Below are 19,531 nucleotides of genomic sequence, written 5' to 3'. Positions count from 1 at the left end.
GCAAGCCATCGGCGCATCGCTGCCCGGCCTGTCCTGTTGCTTGCGGCCCCACGCTTGAGGCTTGATTCATGACCTGTGATTTTCTCGCCCTGGCCGTGCCGGGCGTGCAGAAGCTGTCTCCCTATGTGCCCGGCAAGCCGGTGGACGAGTTGGCGCGCGAGCTGGATCTCGATCCGGCGGGCATCGTCAAACTGGCCAGCAACGAGAACCCGCTCGGCCCGAGCCCCAGGGTGCTGGAAGCGATCCGCGACGAGCTGGCGGAGCTGACCCGCTATCCCGATGGCAGCGGCTACGTGCTCAAGGCCCGGCTGGCCGAGCGCTGTGGCGCGGTGCCGGCGCAGATCACGCTGGGCAACGGTTCCAACGACATTCTCGATCTGGTCGCCCGCGCCTGGCTGGCGCCGGGGTTCAATGCGGTGTTCAGCGAGCACGCCTTCGCCGTCTACCCGATCTCCACCCAGGCGGCAGGCGCCGAGGGGCGGGCGGTGCCGGCGAAGAACTACGGGCATGACCTGGAGGCGATGCTTGCCGCCATCGACGCCGATACCCGCGTGGTGTTCCTTGCCAACCCGAACAACCCGACCGGCACCTGGTTCGGCCCGGACGCCCTGGAGCGCTTCCTCGCCCGGGTGCCGGCGCGCGTGCTGGTGGTCCTCGACGAGGCCTACATCGAGTACGCATCGGGCAACGACTTGCCCGACGGGCTCCAGTACCTGGCCCGCTACCCGAATCTGCTGGTTTCGCGCACCTTCTCCAAGGCCTATGGGCTGGCCGCCCTGCGTGTCGGCTATGCCGTGTCCACAGCCGAAGTGGCGGCCGTGCTGAACCGGGTGCGCCAGCCGTTCAACGTCAACAGCCTGGCCCTGACTGCCGCCTGCGCCGCGCTGGAGGATGCCGAGTACCTGGCCGAAGGCCGGCGCATCAACGATGCGGGCATGGCCCAGCTGGAGGCGGGGCTGGGCGAGCTTGGCCTGTCCTGGATTCCCAGCAGGGGCAACTTCGTCGCCGTCGACTTCGGCCGCGATGCGGCGCCGATCAACGCGGCGCTGCTGCGCGAGGGCGTCATCGTGCGTCCGGTGGCCGGCTATGGCATGCCGACCTTCCTGCGTGTGTCCATCGGTCTGCCGGAAGAGAACGCCCGCTTCCTGGCGGCGCTGAAGAAGGTTCTCGCCAGTGTCTGAGCATGCATTCTCACCTATCGCTGCGGTGCAACCGGCGGAGCCCAGGATCGGCCGTCTGGTCGTGGTGGGTCTGGGGCTGATTGGCGGCTCCTTCGCCAAGGGAGTCCTTGAGCGCGGCCTGTGCCGCGAGGTCGTCGGAGTGGATCTGGATCCGCAGACCCGCGAGCTGGCCGTCGCCCAGGGTGTGGTCGACCGCTGCGAAGAGGACCTCGCTGTCGCCTGTCGGGGAGCGCAGGTGATCCAACTCGCCATACCCATTCTGGCCATGGAGAAGCTGCTCGGCGCGCTCGCCGGACTCGATCTGGGCAACACTGTCATTACCGATGTCGGCAGCGCCAAGGGGCATGTGCTGCGGGCGGCGCGGCGGGCTTTTGCCGGTCAGCCACTATGCTTCGTGCCCGGCCATCCGATCGCCGGCTCCGAGCGCAGCGGCGTGGAGGCGGCCGACAGCGAACTGTTCCGCCACCACAAGGTCATCCTGACACCGGTACAGGAGAGCGATCCCGAAGCCCTGGCGCTGGTCGATGGCCTCTGGCGAGGGCTCGGTGCAGTGGTCGAGCACATGACCGTCGAGCGCCACGACGAGGTGCTCGCCGCCACCAGCCATCTGCCGCACCTGCTGGCTTTCGGTCTGGTGGATTCGCTGGCCAAGCGCAGCGAGAACCTGGAGATCTTTCGCTATGCCGCCGGCGGTTTCCGTGATTTCACCCGGATCGCCGGCAGCGATCCGGTGATGTGGCGCGATATCTTCCTCGCCAACCGCGAGGCGGTGTTGCGCACCCTCGATGTCTTTCGCAGCGATCTCGACGCCCTGCGCGCCGCGGTCGATGCAGGGGACGGGCATCAACTGCTGGGCGTGTTCACCCGCGCCCGCGTCGCCCGTGAGCATTTCAGCAAGATACTGGCCCGCCGGGCCTATGTGGATGCCATGCACGATAACGACTTGATCTACCTGGCCCTGCCGGGCGGTCATGCCCGCGGACACATCCGTGTTCCCGGCGACAAATCCATCTCCCACCGCTCGATCATGCTCGGCTCGCTGGCCGAGGGCACGACCGAAGTGGAGGGCTTTCTCGAGGGCGAGGACGCCCTCGCCACCCTCCAGGCGTTCCGCGACATGGGCGTGGTCATCGAGGGCCCGCACCATGGCCGGGTGACCATCCACGGAGTGGGCCTGCACGGTCTGAAGGCGCCGCCGGGGCCGCTGTACCTGGGCAACTCGGGCACTTCCATGCGCCTGCTGTCGGGGCTGCTCGCCGCTCAGCCGTTCGACACCGTGCTGACCGGCGACGCCTCGCTCTCCAAGCGGCCGATGAACCGCGTGGCCAAACCCCTGCGCGAGATGGGCGCCGAGATCGAAACCGGGCCGGAGGGCCGGCCGCCGCTGACCATCAGGGGCGGCCGCAAACTCACCGGCATGCATTACCAGATGCCCATGGCCAGTGCCCAGGTGAAGTCCTGCCTGCTGCTCGCCGGCCTCTATGCCGGCGGCGAAACCTCGGTCAGCGAGCCGGCGCCGACCCGCGACCACACCGAGCGCATGCTGCGCGGCTTCGGCTATCCGGTGAAGGTCGAGGGCAGCAAGGTCACCGTCGAGTCCGGCCACAAGCTGAAGGCGACCCAGATCGAGGTGCCGGCGGACATTTCCTCGGCGACCTTCTTCCTGGTGGCCGCAAGCATTGCCGAAGACTCCGAGCTGTTGCTCGAGCACGTCGGCATCAACCCGACCCGCACCGGAGCGATCGAGATTCTCAAGCTGATGGGGGGCGACATCACCCTGGAGAACCCGCGCGAAGTGGGTGGCGAGCCGGTCGCCGACATTCGCGTGCGTTCGGCCCGCCTGAAGGGCATCGAGATTCCTCTGGACCTGGTGCCGCTGGCGATCGACGAGTTCCCCGTGCTGTTCGTCGCCGCGGCCTGTGCCGAGGGGCGCACCGTGTTGCGCGGCGCCGAGGAGCTGCGGGTCAAGGAGTCCGACCGCATCCAGGTGATGGCCGACGGTCTGCAGGCACTCGGCGTCAAGGCCGAGCCGACCCCGGACGGCATCGTCATCGAGGGCGGTCCGATCGGCGGGGGAGAGGTGTACAGTCACGGCGACCATCGCATCGCCATGTCCTTCAGCATCGCCTCGCTGCGTGCCAGCGCGCCGATCCGCATCCATGATTGCGCCAATGTGGCCACTTCCTTCCCCAATTTCGTCGCCCTGGCCAAGCATGTCGGCATTCGCGTGGACGAGGAGGGTGAGTCATGAGCGTTCGCCCGGTCGTGATCACCATCGACGGCCCCAGCGGCTCCGGCAAGGGGACCGTGGCCGGCCTGCTCGCCAAGAGGCTCGGCTGGAACCTGCTCGACTCGGGAGCCCTGTATCGCCTGCTCGCCTTCGCCGCGCGCAACCATGGCGTGGATCTGACCAACGAAGAGGCGCTCAAGGTGCTGGCCGCCCATCTGGACGTGCAGTTCATCACCTCCACCGAGCAGCGCCCGCAGCAGATCATTCTCGAGGGTGAGGATGTCACCGACGCCATTCGCAACGAGCAGGTCGGCGCCGGGGCCTCCCAGGTCGCCTCGCTGCCGGCCGTGCGCGAAGCCCTGCTGCAGCGTCAGCATGCCTTCCTCGAGCCGCCGGGCCTGGTGGCCGATGGTCGGGACATGGGCACCGTGGTCTTTCCGGACGCCCCGCTGAAGGTTTTTCTCACCGCCAGACCCGAGGAACGGGCGCGCCGCCGCTACCAGCAGTTGAAGGAGAGTGGGGTCGATGCTAACCTGTCTAGTCTACTGGGCGAGATAAGCAAGCGCGACGAGCGTGACAGCCAGCGTGCTGTCGCTCCGCTCAAGGCCGCGCCGGACGCGATCCGGCTGGATTCCACGGAGCTCTCGATCGAGCAGGTGGTGGAGCGGATCATGAGCGAAATCGCCGCGCGCGATCTTGCTGGATGATACACAAGGGCCGCAGAAAACCAGACCTCGTACTGCGGACTTTTTGAAGAAACGAACCCACATTGTCTGGAATGTGGAGATGGGCGGGTCCCCCGCCCCAATCGACAGGAATCAACATGAGCGAAAGCTTTGCAGAACTTTTTGAAGAAAGCCTGAAATCCCTCGACATGCAACCCGGTGCCATCATCACCGGCATCGTGGTCGACATCGACGGTGACTGGGTTACCGTGCATGCCGGCCTGAAGTCCGAGGGCGTCATCCCGGTCGAACAGTTCTACAACGAGCAGGGCGAGCTGACCATCAAGGTGGGTGACGAGGTCCACGTCGCGTTGGACGCAGTGGAAGACGGCTTCGGTGAAACCAAGCTGTCCCGCGAAAAAGCCAAGCGCGCCGAGTGCTGGATTGTTCTGGAAGCGGCTTTCGCGGCAGAAGAAGTTGTCAAAGGCGTCATCAACGGCAAGGTCAAGGGCGGCTTCACCGTCGACATCAACGGCATCCGTGCGTTCCTGCCGGGTTCCCTGGTCGACGTCCGTCCGGTGCGCGACACCACCCACCTGGAAGGTAAAGAGCTCGAGTTCAAGGTCATCAAGCTCGACCAGAAGCGCAACAACGTGGTCGTGTCCCGTCGCAGCGTCCTGGAAGCCGAGAACAGCGCCGAGCGCGAGGCCCTGCTGGAGTCCCTGCAGGAAGGCCAGCAGGTCAAGGGTATCGTCAAGAACCTCACCGACTACGGTGCGTTCGTCGACCTGGGCGGCGTGGATGGCCTGCTGCACATCACCGACATGGCCTGGAAGCGCATCAAGCATCCGTCCGAGATCGTCAACGTCGGCGACGAGATCGAAGTCAAGGTGCTCAAGTTCGACCGCGAGCGCAACCGCGTCTCCCTGGGCCTGAAGCAACTGGGCGAGGATCCGTGGGTCGCCATCAAGGCCCGCTATCCGGAAGGCACCCGCGTCATGGCCCGCGTCACCAACCTCACCGACTACGGCTGCTTCGCCGAGCTGGAAGAGGGCGTGGAAGGCCTGGTGCACGTTTCCGAGATGGACTGGACCAACAAGAACATCCACCCGTCGAAGGTCGTTCAGGTCGGCGACGAAGTGGAAGTCATGGTGCTGGACATCGACGAAGAGCGTCGTCGCATCTCCCTGGGCATCAAGCAGTGCAAGTCCAATCCCTGGGAAGACTTCTCTAGCCGCTACAACAAGGGCGACCGCATCTCCGGCACCATCAAGTCGATCACCGACTTCGGCATCTTCATCGGCCTGGAAGGCGGCATCGACGGTCTGGTCCACCTGTCCGACATCTCCTGGAACGAGCAGGGCGAAGAAGCCGTACGCCGCTTCAAGAAGGGCGACGAGCTGGAAACCGTCATCCTCTCCGTGGATCCGGAGCGCGAGCGCATCTCGCTGGGCATCAAGCAACTGGCGGACGATCCGTTCTCCAACTACGCCTCGCTCAACGAGAAAGGCAGCATCGTGCGCGGCACCGTGAAGGAAGTCGATGCCAAGGGCGCAATCATCGACCTGGGCAACGACATCGAAGCTGTGCTGAAGGCTTCCGAAGTCAGTCGTGATCGCGTCGAGGACGCCCGCAACGTGCTGAAGGAAGGCGATGAGGTCGAAGCCAAGATCATCAGCATCGATCGCAAGAGCCGCGTCATCAGCCTGTCGATCAAGGCCAAGGATGTGGACGACGAGAAGGACGCCATCAAGGAACTGCGCAAGCAGGAAACCGAGGCGCCCGGTCCGACCACCATTGGTGATCTGATCCGCGCTCAGATGGGCAACCAGAGCTGAGTTCGGCGTTGCGTTGAATGAAAAGGGCGACTTCGGTCGCCCTTTTCCGTTTTCGGCCCCTTGGTCGTGGTTGGGCCGATGGAGGACGCGCTGTCCTTTCTGTGTGCTCCTCGCTGCTTGGCTGTGCTCCGGGCTGTTCAAACTCTGTCCAGCATGCTAAAACCCAAGCAACCCATTTTGATCTAGCCGCTTGAAAACGAAGGGAAAACCATGACCAAGTCGGAGTTGATCGAGCGCATCGTCACCCAGCAGGGGCAGTTGTCCGCAAAGGATGTGGAACTGGCCATCAAGACCATGCTGGAGCAGATGTCGCAGGCTCTGGCCACCGGAGATCGCATCGAAATTCGCGGTTTCGGCAGCTTCTCGCTGCACTATCGGGCGCCGCGCGTCGGTCGCAACCCGAAAACAGGGCAGACCGTTCGCCTCGATGGCAAGTTCGTGCCGCATTTCAAGCCCGGCAAGGAACTGCGCGATCGCGTCAATGAATGAAATGACTATGTTCCGCTCGAATGCCGGGACGGTACACTGAGCGCCTTCGGAGCTGGCTCGTCCGCGCAGCGGACCTCCAGGTTGTCCTTGTGCAATGCAATGGCCGTCCGGATAGAGCGAACGAAAGTGTAGTCATCACGAGAGAACTGCTTAATGCGCCACTTAAAACGAATCTTGCTGGGATTGATCCTGCTGCTGGTAGCCGCCGCCACGCTGGTGTTCGTACTGGAAAACCGCCAGGTCGCGACGCTGGTGCTCTTTGGCTGGACTACGCCGCAACTGCCGATGGCCGTCTTCGTTTCTGCTGCCCTGCTACTGGGGCTGCTGGCCTCGCCGCTACTGGGCATGCTGTTCTATGGTCGCCTGAGAATGCAGCTGGCCTCCCGTCAGCGCCAACTGGTGGAATGCCAGAAGGAGCTGGCCCGGCTCACTCAGAAGCCGGCTGCCGAATAATCGGGGCACGCTTCCATCTCTCCGGGGAGATAGGTTTTGTGATGCTCTTCCGGTATTTGTGCGCCCGGCTCTTCATTCGACCGGGCGCCTATCCTGTCAAGGCTTGAAATCCGTCTTCCGTCCGGCACAATCCGCGCCTCCGGCGTCAGGGTGCCGCGCGGTCTGGTAGCTCGCCCGCATGTTCCCATTCCTGCGAGTTCCTGTCGCGGTTCGCATCGAACGCCTGTCCTGCCTGCCGGTAGGGCAGTGGGTGTGCTGCCGGAGAGACCGCAGCAGCCAAGTCAGAGCCGACAGCCGGCGTTCGCCGGGTGTCTGTTCATGTTTGCTGCGCATGAGGAAGGGCCTGGGCATGGCGCGGGATGGTGCTTGCCAGGCGATTGAGGACTTTCAGCTGAAGGATCGAGCGATGCCATACCCGGAGATTCTCCATCACGGTGCCACCCAGGGAGTCACCGGCTCCTGTCATCAACTCCTGATGGATGCGCAGCACAGTCTGCTGATTGACTGCGGCCTGTTCCAGGGGGCGGAAACCTCTGCCGAAGGGCGGGCTGGAGCGGGTAGGCTGGCCATCGACTTCGCGCTGGATACCGTCAGGGCGCTGATCGCGACTCACGTGCATATCGATCATGTCGGACGGATTCCCTATCTGCTGGCGGCCGGCTTCAAGGGACCGATCCTCTGTAGCGAGCCTTCGGCCAGGCTGCTGCCCATCGTTCTCGAGGATGCCTTCAGACTGGGTGTGAGCGCCGATCAGCGGCAGGTGGAGCGCTACCTCAAGCTGATCGGGCAGCGCCTGATCGCCTTGCCCTACCGCCACTGGTTCACCCTGGTGGAGATTCCGGCGCTGCTCTGCCGGACTCGCCTGCAGCGGGCCGGGCACATCCTCGGCTCGGCCTACGTGGAGGTCGATCTGCACTATCGGCCCGCCGGTCAAAGGCGCCGCATCCTGTTCTCCGGCGATCTGGGCGCTCCCCATTCGCCATTGTTGCCTGCACCCCGATCGCCCTACCGCGCCGATACCGTGATCATCGAGAGCACCTACGGCGATCGCCTGCACGAGGACCGGCGCACTCGCCGGCAGCGTCTCGAGGCCGTGATCGGGCAGGCCCTGGCCGACCAGGGCAGCGTGCTGATTCCGGCTTTCAGCATCGGGCGGACCCAGGAACTGCTCTACGAGCTGGAAGACATCATTTATCGCAAGACGCGATCCCGCTCGCTGGAGAACACGGGAGGAGGGCTGCTGCCCGGCCAGACCGATTGGCCGCAGCTGCCCATCATTCTTGATTCTCCTCTCGCCAGCCGCTTCACCCAGGCCTATCGAGAACTGCAGCCGTTCTGGGACCAGGAAGCCATCAGGCGGATAAAATCCGGGCGCCGGCCGCTAAGCTTCGAGCAGTTGATCACGGTGGAGAATCACGCCGACCACCTGCGCATGGTCGAGCACCTGGCGAGTACGGCCCGTCCGGCCATAGTCATCGCCGGCAACGGCATGTGCACCAGCGGACGCATCGTCAACTATCTGAAGGCCATGCTGGGAGATCGTCGACACAATGTGCTCTTCGTCGGCTACCAGGCCATGGGCACGCCCGGACATGCTATCCAGAAGTATGGTCCGCGGGGTGGCTACGTCGATCTGGAGGGCGAGCGCCTTGGGATCAGGGCCGGTATCACCACCTTGGGCGGCTACTCTGCCCATGCCGACCGGCAGGGGCTGGTGAGCTTTATCACCCGGATGCGCGAGTGGCCGGACGAAATTCGTCTTGTCCATGGCGAAGCCGGCGCCAAGCACGAACTTGGTGCCGAATTGAGGCGGCGCTATGGGCAAAGACAGAAGAAGGTAAACATCATTACGCCTTGAGGAACGATGATCGAAATGAAGCAGATCCGCCAGAGCGATCGCTTGAAGGCTGCAAGATGAAGCTTTTGCGATTGTCCTGGGCGGCTTCACTGTCCCGAAGCCCGCCCGCAGATCCGCTTGGTATCATGAGCAGTGTTGCCAGATGTGCGAATGCAGTCCGTTGGAGCGTACCCAGGGACGTTGAGTAAATTGAAAAGCCTCCTGCGCTGGCCATATCGGCAGCAGGAGACAGGATGACGCGGAATATGAACATTCGCACTGTGGGCGATGCATGCGGCATGTGTAAAGGCAAGGCGTGGTATCTCGTGCAATGCAAGCCTCGCCAGGACGAGCGGGCTGAAGAAAACCTGAAGCGCCAAGGGTATGAGTACTTCCGTCCGCAGTGCCAGCGAGAGCGTCTGGTGCGCGGCAGCCTGCAAATTCAGAGCGAATCGCTATTCCCCGGCTATCTGTTCATTCGACTGGCCGCCGATGCCAACTGGGCGCCACTGCGCTCGACGCGAGGCGTCAGCCGCCTGGTCGGCTTTGGCGGCATGCCGCTGCCGGTTGCCGACGGGTTGATCGCCGAGTTGCAACGACGCGTCGAGCCTTCGCCCGAGCCAGCCCTGAAGCCCGGCGACCGGGTGCGGATCGTCACGGGAAGCTTTGCAGAACTGGACGCCATCTTTGTGGCGCTGGATGGTGAAGAACGGGTCACGCTGCTGATGAGGCTGCTCCACCGCGAGCATCGGCTGAGTCTGCCGTTGGAAAGCATACGCAAGTATTGAGGCCCTTGGTTGCAGTACCTGTCAATGGATGGCTATTTTCCCGATCCCTCGTTTTCGGAAAATAACGATAATTCTGGGCGGTAGCGTGCTCGAATTGGAAGAGGTGGTTTGAGGGGGAGGGCAGAGCGTGTGCTTCAGGATTCGTATTATCTCATAATGGTGATTTTCGACTTGAGTGGGTTTTGACCGGCTCATCGTGCAGGCCCTGCCTCAGGGCTTCCTTAATAAATAAAGCTATAGGCCGACCTTGATGACTTTGATTCCTGTAATAATGTCCGGTGGGGTTGGTAGCCGCCTCTGGCCGGTATCCCGGGAAACGCATCCAAAACCATTCATGCCTCTGCCGGATGGTCAGAATCTGATTCGAAAAACCTTCATCCGTGCAGCCTCCCTGGATGATGTCGTGGAAATTCTCACCGTCACCAATAATGGTCTGCTTTTCAAGACCGAAGACGAATATCTTCGAGCAGGATGTACGCAGGTCAGCTTGAGCTTCATTCTTGAGCCATTTGGTCGCAACACGGCGGCAGCCGTGACTGCTGCCGCCCTGCAAGTGGGCGAGACCTACGGTCTGGATGCCCAGATACTGATACTTGCGGCTGACCACCTGATTCGCGATCAGGCGGCCTTCGCCGAGGCTGTCAGGAAGGCCCGCCAGTTGGCGGCCGAGGGCTGGCTGGTAACTTTCGGAATTCGACCGGAATATCCGGAGACGGGCTTCGGCTACATCGAGGTGGACTCTTCCCTGGGTAGTGGCCTCAGGGTTCGCCGTTTTGTCGAAAAGCCCGACCTGGCCACTGCCCAGAGCTATATCGCTGCCGGCAATTATTACTGGAATTCCGGCATGTTCTGTTTTCGTGTTGGTACTTTGCTGGAAGAGCTGCAGGTTCATGCCCCCAAAGTTTTGGAGGAGGTGCGTGCTGCAATGGATTGCTCGCGCCTGAGTGAGGCTGGCAGGCATCGCTGTCTGCTGCTCGATGCCGACCGTTTCAGCAAGGTGCCGGATATTTCCATTGATTATGCCTTGATGGAGCGTTCCAGCAGGGTGGCGACCGTGCCCTGCGATATTGAATGGAGTGATATCGGCTCTTGGAATGCGATCAGCGAACTTACGCCAATGGATGCCGAGGGCAATCGCTGTGAAGGTGAGGTAGTAGTCCACGAGGCTCACAACAACTATGTTCAGAGTGCTGGACGCCTGACAGCCTTGGTGGGAGTGGAAGACCTGATCGTGGTCGATACTCCGGATGCGATTTTGGTTGCCCACAAAGATAATGTCCAAGACGTCAAGCACATTGTCGGTCAACTCAAGAGGAGCGGTCATGATGCCCACCTGGTGCACCGTACCGTGCATCGTCCTTGGGGAACCTATACCATCCTGGAGCAAGGTGATCGCTTCAAGATCAAGCGTATCGTGGTCAAGCCCAAGGCCTCGCTCTCCTTGCAGATGCATCATCATCGCAGCGAGCACTGGGTCGTCGTCAGTGGCATGGCTCATGTGATCAATGAAGAGCATGAATTCATGCTCAATACCAATGAATCCACCTTCATTCCGGCCGGTCATAAGCACCGTCTGGAAAATCCGGGAGTGATCGATTTGGTTCTGATCGAAGTGCAAAGCGGAGACTACGTTGGCGAAGATGACATTGTTCGGTTCGACGATGTCTATGGTCGAGCAGGCGGCTGAAGAATTTTGGATATAATCTTGCGCTTGCGCCATTCAGCATGTACTGAGTTGAAGGGTGTGCTTGTCTGCATGTTTGAATTTTCGATCGGGGAGTAGGTGCTGGAGTGAAGGTAGCCATCGTACATGACTGGCTGGTGTGTTACGCGGGGGCGGAGCGTGTCTTGGAGCAGATTCTCAAGATTTATCCCGACGCAGATCTTTTCAGTCTGGTGGACTTTATTCCCGCCCAAGAGCGAGGCTTTATTTTACATAAGCGGGTTGCGACCTCCTTTATTCAAAGGTTGCCATTGGCCAGCAAGAAATATCGAAATTATTTTCCGCTGATGCCGCTGGCGGTCGAGCAGTTCGACTTGTCCGCTTATGATTTGATTATTTCCAGCTCGCACGCCGTGGCAAAAGGTGTAATCACGGGGCCGGATCAGTTGCACATCTGCATGTGTCATTCTCCTGTGCGTTATGCCTGGGATCTGCAGCATCAATATTTGCGGGAGTCAGGTCTGGACAGAGGGGTGAAGGGTTGGCTGGCTAGGCTGATGCTGCACAGGGTGCGTTTATGGGATATGCGGACTGCCAATGGTGTCGATCACTTCATCTCTGTGTCGAGATTTATCGGGCGTCGTATACAAAAAGTGTATCGAAGGGATTCGGTCACTATTTATCCTCCAGTGAATGTGGAGGCATTTAAAGCGACAGAGGCTGGCGATAAAGAGGACTTTTATGTTACCTCTTCGCGCTTGGTGCCCTACAAGAGGGTGGATCTGATTGTGGAGGCTTTTTCTCGACGGCTCCCCGACAGGAAGCTGGTCGTTATCGGCGACGGGCCCGAACTTCATAAGATCCGCTCCCTGGCGGGACCGAACATCAAGTTTCTAGGGTACTGTGAATTTCCGGTTCTGAAAGAGCATTTGCGCAAGGCCAGGGCGTTCGTTTTTGCGGCGGAAGAGGACTTCGGCATTGCACCGCTCGAGGCACAGGCTGCAGGTACTCCAGTTATCGCTTATGGCAGGGGCGGGGCGTTGGAAACCATCCGTGGCTTGGACTCCGAAAACCCTTCGGGCTGCTTCTTTCATGCGCAGAATATCGAGGCGCTCGAAGAGGCCGTTCGGCGTTTCGAAGAGCAATTGCCGAGAATAACTTCGGGCAATTGTGTCGAGAATGCCCTGCGTTTCAGCGAAGCTCGTTTTCGTGAGGAGTTCGAATGTTTTGTAACCAATGAATACCGGAAATGGATCGAGAGGCGTGGGGAAAGTCTTGCGCCAAATAGTGACCGCGCAGGTCGGTCGAGCTGAAGAGTGCTCGGGTTGATAGGCGCGTATCCCGGATTCTGCAAAGGAATATCAATATGGAGGCAGTTTCAAAGGAAAAGCTGTCCAATCTGCCATCCCTCATGGAGCCGGATCAGGCTGGTGCTCATGGGGAAATAGTGCTCCAAGGCCTCTTGGCAGATGAGTTGTTTGCAGTTTTGTCTATAGTTGCAAATGGACTATTACCTACCGCTCATACGATTGTCCGATATTCAGCCTTTATGGTTCGAATGGTCTGTGATAGCGTAGACTCCTTTGGGCTGCCCGCTATTGGTGCTGAGTTTTATGCGTGATACAAATGAACATGGCCTGCAGGCCGCGCTCAAGGCTTGCAAGGGCGGCTTCATCACGGTCGGCTTCTTCAGTTTCTTCGTCAATGCACTGATGCTGGTTCCAACCTTCTACATGCTTCAAGTGTATAATCGGGCCGTAACCAGCGGCAGCACAAGCACGCTGCTGATGCTTACCTTGATCATGGGCATCCTGATCATGACAATGGGCGCCCTGGAGTGGACGCGATCACGCCTCATGGTTCGTGTCAGCGACAAACTCGACGCACTGCTCAGTCGCGAAGTCTACCGGGCGAGCTTCAGACGGGCGCTGGAAAGCGGAGGAACGGATGCTTCGGCGCAGTCGATGAATGATCTTACCGGGTTGCGCCAGTTCCTCACGGGCAACGGACTCTTCGCGTTCTTCGATATACCCTGGCTGCCGGTCTATATTGGCGTCATGTATCTGCTTCATCCTTGGTACGGCCTGGTTGCCATCGCCAGTGCAATCATATTGCTTGGCTTGGCCATGGTGAACGAGAAGCTCACCGGTCATGTGCTCGTCGAGGCCAACAAGCAGAATCTGGCTTCCAATCTTCATACCACCAAGAATTTGCGTAACGCCGAAGTGATCGAGTCCATGGGGATGCTCGAGAGCCTCATGGGGCGCTGGTGGAAACGCCACCGGACGGTGCTGCAACTCCAATCGCTAGCCAGCGAAAGGGCTGGTCTGGTCTCATCCTGCTCCAAAATTTTCCGCATATTGGTGCAGTCGCTGATCCTCGGGCTGGGCGCCTATCTGGTCATCAAGCAGGAGATCAATCCCGGGCTCATGATAGCTGGTTCCATCCTGCTCGGTCGTGCCTTGTCGCCGATCGATCAGATGATCGGCAGCTGGAAGGGCTTCGTCAGTGCCCGCTCTCAATATGGGCGCCTCAACGAGGTTCTGGAGAAACAGCTGGCCGAGCCGGAGCGCATGTCGCTACCCGCCCCCGAAGGACATGTCCAGGTGGAGAACCTGATCGTCGCTGCGCCGGGTGCCAGAACACCGATCATCAAGAATGTCAGCTTCACCGTGCAGGCCGGCGCTGTCGTCGGCATCATCGGTCCCAGTGCCTCCGGCAAGTCCACCCTCGCCAGGGCGCTTCTCGGTGTATGGACTCCGCAGCATGGTGTGGTACGCCTGGATGGCGCCGATATCAACAACTGGAACAAGCAGGAGCTCGGGCCCTATATCGGCTATCTGCCGCAAGATATCGAGCTTTTCGAAGGTACCATCAATGAAAACATCGCCCGCTTCGGAGAGGTCGACCCCGGCAAGGTAATCCAGGCGGCCAGAATGGCAGGCGTGCACGAGATGATCCTGCAGCTGCCCGAGGGTTACGACACCGTGATCGGTAGTGGAGGCGTCAGTCTTTCCGGTGGTCAGCGCCAGCGTATCGGCTTGGCCCGCGCACTCTACGGTTGCCCCCGGCTGATCGTTCTCGACGAGCCGAACTCCAACCTGGACGATGTGGGAGAGCGCGCCCTGGGTGCGGCCATCCAGCAGGTCAGGGCGACTGGCGCGACCGTCTTTATCATTACTCACCGCACCAGCATCCTGGCTCAGCTGGACTGCCTTCTGGTGATGCGCAGTGGCAGTGTTGTCCTTTTCGGTCCTCGAGACAAGGTCCTGGCCGAGCTTGCGGCACAACAGCAGCCCAATCTGGAGAAGCCAGCCAAGGCTTCTGCCGATGTGCCCGTGGCTAACAAGGACTGAAGGAAGACATAGACATGACTGATATGACCGTCAAGCGACTGGATGCCAGTCTTTCCGACCCGGCTACGTCCGGCAAACGGGTAAGTGCCTTCGGCTTCCTGGTGGTTTTCATCACATTCGGCATCTTTGGTAGCTGGGCTGCCCTCGCGCCGCTGGACAGTGCAGCGCTGGCTCCCGGGGTGGTGATGGTGCAAAGTTTTCGCAAAAGCATCCAGCACCTCGAGGGAGGGATCGTTAAGGAATTGCTGGTCCGGGATGGCGACCTGGTCAAGACCGGAGCTCCCCTGATCGTTCTCGACGAGACCCAGATTCGCGCCGATTACGAAGTGACCCGCAGCCAACTGATCACCGCGCAGGCGACAGAGGCCCGATTGCGGGCCGAGCGTGACGATCTGGAAGCCATCGATTTCTCCTCCATGATCGAGCAAGCCACACCGCGTGCCCTGGAGGCCCGCGATGGGGAGGTCCAAGTGTTCAAGGCTCGCCGAAACTCCCGTCTGGGAGAGGTTTCAGTGTTGCAGGAGCGCATTGGCCAACTGCATGAGCAGGTCAATGGCCTGAAGCAGGTGATTGGCACCAAGGGCAGCCTGGAACGGTCCTTCTCAACGGAAATCCGCGAGTTGAAGGAATTGCTTGCCGAAGGCTTTGTCGAGAAGCAGCGTCTGCTGGAGCAAGAACGCAATCTCGACAAGACACGTGCCGAAGTGGCAGATCACCGCTCGGAGATCACCAAGACCCAACTGCAGATCAATGAGACCAAACTACAAATCCTCCAGCTCAACAAGGACTTCAATGCCGAAGTCGTCAGTCAACTGGCCGAGGTGCAAAGCAAGGTCTTCGATCTGCAGGAAAAGAAGGCTGCCCTGGAGGATCGCCTGAGTCGCGTCGTGATCCGTGCCCCGGAGGATGGGATGATTCTCGGTATGAAGGTGCACACCATTGGTGGTGTGATCAGCCCGGCCACCCCTTTGCTGGAAATCGTGCCATCGGTTTCCGACCTGATTGTCGAGGCCAAGGTCTCGCCCAATGATATTGACCGGGTTGAAGTAGGTAAGTCTGCCGATATTCGCTTCAGCAACTTCAACAGCAGTACCACACCGGTCATTGAGGGGCGGGTCATCCATGTCTCCGCCGACCGTCTTGAGGAGCAGGACGGGACTCCCTACTACCTGGCCCGCATCGGCTTGACCGAGGAGGGGGCCAAGCGCTTGAACGGTCTCAGGCTGCAGCCGGGGATGCCGGCCGAGGTCTTCATCAATACCGGCGAGCGCACCATGCTGCAATATCTGATTCAACCGGCTGCCGATGCATTCGCCAGATCGCTGATCGAGGAGTGACCTGTGCGCCGTAGTTCGATCTGCATGTTGCTAGTCGTGCTGGCCGTATCGGTACAGGGCGAAACCCGTACAGGGGAGTCGGCGTCTATCTCCCAGGCGGCCCGACGGCAGGAGGTCAGCATCCTCGATTACAGCGTCGGCCTGATGCAACTATACCGCGAGGCACGTCTCGAGGATCCACAGATCCTGGCTGCCTACGCGCGCGCCCAGGCCGCGCGGGACCGTCGACGTGAAGCCTTGGGCGGGCTGCTACCGCAAATTTCCGCAAGCAGCACCTTCAGCCGCAACACACGGGATGCCGAGACCGATCGCACCTCTTACGATACGGAGCGCTACTCCGTCACTTTGACCCAGCATATCTACAACAAAGTCGCTTGGGAGAACTATCAGGAGTCCAAGAGTCTTGCCCGGCAAGGCGAGTTCGAAGCCAAAGACATTCACGCCGAAGCGACCGTGGATCTTGCGCGGCGCTACTTCGTCGCGCTGGCCGCAGAGGACGAGCTCGAGCTGATCATGGCGGAGCGCCGAGCGACCCAGAGAAACCTGGATCGCATCAAGGCGTTATACGAAAGGCAAATGGCAATGGTCACCGACGTCCTTGACCTGCAGGCACGTGTCGATGCCTTGGCTGCTTCAGAGCTGGAGGCACGAAACCAGGTTGAGGTCAGCCGGCAGGAACTCGCAGAACTCGTTGGGCGGCCCGTGAAGGAAAACCTCAGCCGTATACGCGAGGACATCGAGTTACAGGCGCCACCCGAGCAGTTGGAGGCCTGGATCGACCGCGCCATCGCTGCCAACCCGGCACTCAAGAGCCGGGAAAATGCCCTTGCCGCCGCCAATGCGGCGCTTCGTGGAGGTAAAGGGGGGCATTATCCGTCGCTCAACCTCAACTTGTCGGGCATACGCAGTGATGCCGGTTACGACAACAACCCGGCAGCACGCTATGACAACTATAGCGCCAGTGTGGGTGTGCAGGTGCCCATCTATAGCGGGGGCTCTACTTCCGCCCGGGTCAGGGCCTTGCAGAGCGATATGACGGCGGCCGAGCAGGAACTCGAGTCGGTGCGTCGCCAAGTAGTCAAGGAAACCACCAGTGCCTATCTCACTGCCAACTCCAGTGTGGAAAGAATCCGGGCCTCGCGCAATGCATTGGAGTCCGCAAAAAAATCAACCGTTGCGGCCGAGCGGGGATTTCAATTTGGAGTCGTGAATGCGGTCGATGTCCTAACCAGCGTAAAAAATGAATACGAGGCGCGACGTGACCTGCTCAAGGCTAAATACGATTTTGTTACTAATCTTCTGGCCTTGAATCGTTGGGCTGGCGAGTTGTCCGAGCAAACGATCGAAAGCGTCAACGTATGGCTGGCTCATGATGGCAAGGCAAGGGCCTCCAAACAAGGCTCGGCGAAAGAGTGAGAAAGAGGGTGGCAATCAAGGCGATGAGTGGAAAAATGCTTTAACTGCTCTGCTTGTGGGCTGATAGGCCCACCACGAGCCTTCAGGACAGAATCTGCGAGTTGTTCCGAGTGGTGTAACCCCGTGCAGGAGTGCCAATGTTCGCCATGTTGAGAAGCCTCTGGAGCTACAGAGGCTTCGTCGTTTCATCCATCCGTAACGAGTTCGCTGCTCGCTTTGCCCGCAGCCACCTCGGTGGTTTATGGATGATTATCCACCCGCTGACGCAGGTGGCCATCTATGCCCTGATCCTTTCCAATGTGCTGGCAGCCAAGTTGCCGGGGATCGAAAGCCAATATGCCTACGCCCTTTACCTCATGGCCGGCATGCTGGGCTGGAGCCTCTTTGCCGAGGTTGTCGGTCGTTGCCTGACCCTGTTCATCGACCAGGGCAACCTGATGAAGAAAATGCGCTTCCCGCGCATCACTCTGCCCGTGATCGTGATCGGCTCCAGCCTGCTCAACAACCAGTTGTTACTCATGGCCGTGCTGGTGGTTTTCGCTTTGCTGGGGCAGCCGCCAAGCCTGCAGATGTTCTGGCTGATCCCGCTTACTCTGAGCGTGGTGGCGCTGGCGACTGGTTTGGGGCTGATTCTTGGTGTACTGAACGTCTTTGTGCGCGATATAGGTCAAGTCGTACCCATCGTGCTGCAGATATGGTTCTGGTTCACTCCAATCGTCTATCCGGTTGGCATCATTCCCGAAGAGCTCAAGGGCATGATGGACATCAATCCGATGTATCCGATCATCGACGCCTATCACAGCATCCTGGTCTACGGCAGTGCCCCGGACCTGCAGCAGACCGGTATTACCACACTCATGGCGCTTGCCTTGATGCTGCTCGGTCTTTTCATGTTTCGTCGCGCTGCGCCGGAAATGGTGGATGCCTTATGACTCTGCTGAGTGTCAACAACCTGGGCAAGGCCTACCGCAGCTACGGCTCCGAATGGCAACGTATTGCGCGCTGGTTCTATCTTCCGGTCAAGCCCAGAGAGGAGCACTGGGTTCTAAGACATATCAGCTTTTCCATCCAGGCGGGAGAGGCCATCGGCATCGTCGGCCAGAACGGCGCCGGCAAATCCACCTTGCTGAAAATGATCACCGGCACCCTGCAGCCCACCGAGGGCTGCGCGCAGGTGAACGGGCGCGTCGCTGCCATTCTCGAACTGGGCATGGGCTTCAACCCGGAGCTCACCGGGCGGCAGAACGTCTATCACGCCGCTGGCCTGATGGGCTTCAGTGCCGAACAGGTCGGCCAGGTCATGGATGAAATCGAAGCCTTCGCCGAAATCGGCGAATACTTCGACGAGCCTGTGCGCACCTATTCCAGCGGCATGCAGATGCGTGTGGCGTTTTCGGTGGCGACCGCCTTTCGCCCCGAAATCCTCATCGTCGATGAGGCCCTGTCGGTCGGCGACACCTACTTCCAGCACAAGAGCTTCGACCGCATCCGCGAGTTCCAGAAACGGGGTACCACCCTGCTGATCGTCTCTCATGATCGAGGTGCGATTCAGGCGCTTTGCAATCGAGCGATCCTGCTGGAGCGTGGCGCTGTCATCAAGGACGGCAACCCCGAGGAGGTGATGGATTTCTACAACGCCCTGATTGCCGAGAAGGAGAATACCAAGCTCGAAGTCCGGCAGTTGGAGGACGGTTGCATACAGACCTGCTCCGGCACGGGAGAGGCCACTATCGAATCGGTTGGCTTGTACAACACCATGGGCGATCCAGTCGAGTTCGTGTCGGTGGGGGAGTCTGTCTCCTTGCGTATCGTTGCCCGCATCGGCAGCGACATCCCCGAACTGGTAATGGGCTACATGATCAAAGACCGGCTTGGTCAGTCGGTTTTCGGCACCAACACCCACCACCTGGGCTGCAAGCTCGAAACCCTGCGCGCCGGGGAGAGGCTGGAATACCGCTTCAGTTTTCCGGCCAATCTCGGTATCGGCTCCTATTCCATCGCAGTGGCCCTGCACACTACCGACAGTCATATATCCCGCAATTATGAATGGCGTGACCTGGCATTGGTATTCAACGTGGTCAATGTATCCAGGGAAGCATTCGTGGGCCTGGCCTGGATACCTCCGACCGTGGAATGCCGTCGATAGTCAATACAGCGTCATCGAGCCTCGATGGGACTAGAAGGGAGTCTCGATCCGTTTTCGACCAAGCTTGGAGTGGATGCGGCTTGGCGCTCGATAGTTTGGCCAAGCGGCATGGTGCCGGCCTGGAACAGCAAC

General features: G+C 60.2%; 15 protein-coding genes. All 15 read left to right on the top strand.

Annotated elements, in window-relative coordinates; genetic code table 11:
* Positions 1-68 precede the first annotated feature (68 nt).
* The 15 genes from hisC to GCU53_RS05685 all read left to right on the top strand — a co-directional run bounded on the left by hisC (position 69) and on the right by GCU53_RS05685 (position 19,399).
* The gene (gene hisC / locus GCU53_RS05755; protein ID WP_152386759.1) at positions 69-1,181 is read left to right on the top strand and encodes a histidinol-phosphate transaminase; all 1,113 of its coding nucleotides are present in this window, start codon (positions 69-71) and stop codon (positions 1,179-1,181) included.
* Positions 1,174-3,432, top strand: coding sequence for a bifunctional prephenate dehydrogenase/3-phosphoshikimate 1-carboxyvinyltransferase (locus GCU53_RS05750; RefSeq protein WP_152386758.1), 2,259 nt, complete (start codon positions 1,174-1,176; stop codon positions 3,430-3,432). The genes hisC and GCU53_RS05750 overlap by 8 nt, the downstream gene beginning before the upstream one ends.
* Positions 3,429-4,118, top strand: coding sequence for a (d)CMP kinase (gene cmk / locus GCU53_RS05745; protein ID WP_152386757.1), 690 nt, complete (start codon positions 3,429-3,431; stop codon positions 4,116-4,118). The genes GCU53_RS05750 and cmk overlap by 4 nt, the downstream gene beginning before the upstream one ends.
* 116 nt (positions 4,119-4,234) lie before the next feature.
* Entirely contained in the window at positions 4,235-5,914 is a 1,680-nt protein-coding gene (gene rpsA / locus GCU53_RS05740) for a 30S ribosomal protein S1 (protein ID WP_152386756.1), read from the top strand.
* A 210-nt stretch (positions 5,915-6,124) separates the two neighbouring features.
* Positions 6,125-6,403 (top strand): integration host factor subunit beta, encoded by a 279-nt coding sequence (ihfB, locus tag GCU53_RS05735; RefSeq protein ID WP_012700218.1) that lies wholly within the window; start codon positions 6,125-6,127, stop codon positions 6,401-6,403.
* Between the two features lie 183 nt (positions 6,404-6,586).
* Positions 6,587-6,856: a lipopolysaccharide assembly protein LapA domain-containing protein gene (locus GCU53_RS05730; RefSeq protein WP_244307066.1), complete on the top strand. Its 270-nt coding sequence runs from the start codon at positions 6,587-6,589 to the stop codon at positions 6,854-6,856.
* A gap of 406 nt (positions 6,857-7,262) precedes the next feature.
* Positions 7,263-8,714 carry an MBL fold metallo-hydrolase gene (locus GCU53_RS05725; RefSeq protein ID WP_167520041.1) on the top strand — a complete coding sequence of 484 codons (1,452 nt, stop codon included), beginning with the start codon at positions 7,263-7,265 and terminating at the stop codon, positions 8,712-8,714.
* Positions 8,715-8,959: 245 nt separating this feature from the next.
* Positions 8,960-9,481, top strand: coding sequence for a transcription/translation regulatory transformer protein RfaH (gene rfaH / locus GCU53_RS05720; protein ID WP_244307064.1), 522 nt, complete (start codon positions 8,960-8,962; stop codon positions 9,479-9,481).
* A gap of 250 nt (positions 9,482-9,731) precedes the next feature.
* Complete coding sequence (locus GCU53_RS05715; protein ID WP_152386753.1) at positions 9,732-11,168, top strand: mannose-1-phosphate guanylyltransferase/mannose-6-phosphate isomerase; 1,437 nt, start codon at positions 9,732-9,734, stop codon at positions 11,166-11,168.
* A gap of 161 nt (positions 11,169-11,329) precedes the next feature.
* Positions 11,330-12,457 carry a glycosyltransferase family 4 protein gene (locus tag GCU53_RS05710; protein ID WP_425278164.1) on the top strand — a complete coding sequence of 376 codons (1,128 nt, stop codon included), beginning with the start codon at positions 11,330-11,332 and terminating at the stop codon, positions 12,455-12,457.
* A gap of 300 nt (positions 12,458-12,757) precedes the next feature.
* On the top strand, positions 12,758-14,500 hold the full coding sequence (locus GCU53_RS05705) for a type I secretion system permease/ATPase (RefSeq protein ID WP_152386751.1): 1,743 nt from the start codon (positions 12,758-12,760) through the stop codon (positions 14,498-14,500).
* A 14-nt stretch (positions 14,501-14,514) separates the two neighbouring features.
* Positions 14,515-15,837 carry an HlyD family type I secretion periplasmic adaptor subunit gene (locus tag GCU53_RS05700; protein ID WP_152386750.1) on the top strand — a complete coding sequence of 441 codons (1,323 nt, stop codon included), beginning with the start codon at positions 14,515-14,517 and terminating at the stop codon, positions 15,835-15,837.
* Between the two features lie 18 nt (positions 15,838-15,855).
* Positions 15,856-17,253 carry a TolC family outer membrane protein gene (locus GCU53_RS05695; RefSeq protein ID WP_425278172.1) on the top strand — a complete coding sequence of 466 codons (1,398 nt, stop codon included), beginning with the start codon at positions 15,856-15,858 and terminating at the stop codon, positions 17,251-17,253.
* A 137-nt stretch (positions 17,254-17,390) separates the two neighbouring features.
* Complete coding sequence (locus GCU53_RS05690; protein WP_152386749.1) at positions 17,391-18,185, top strand: ABC transporter permease; 795 nt, start codon at positions 17,391-17,393, stop codon at positions 18,183-18,185.
* Positions 18,182-19,399: an ABC transporter ATP-binding protein gene (locus tag GCU53_RS05685; protein ID WP_152386748.1), complete on the top strand. Its 1,218-nt coding sequence runs from the start codon at positions 18,182-18,184 to the stop codon at positions 19,397-19,399. The genes GCU53_RS05690 and GCU53_RS05685 overlap by 4 nt, the downstream gene beginning before the upstream one ends.
* The last annotated feature ends 132 nt before the right edge of the window (positions 19,400-19,531 follow it).

Source organism: Azotobacter salinestris (assembly GCF_009363155.1).
GTDB lineage: Bacteria > Pseudomonadota > Gammaproteobacteria > Pseudomonadales > Pseudomonadaceae > Azotobacter > Azotobacter salinestris.
This window is presented reverse-complemented; position numbering and strand designations above follow the sequence as displayed.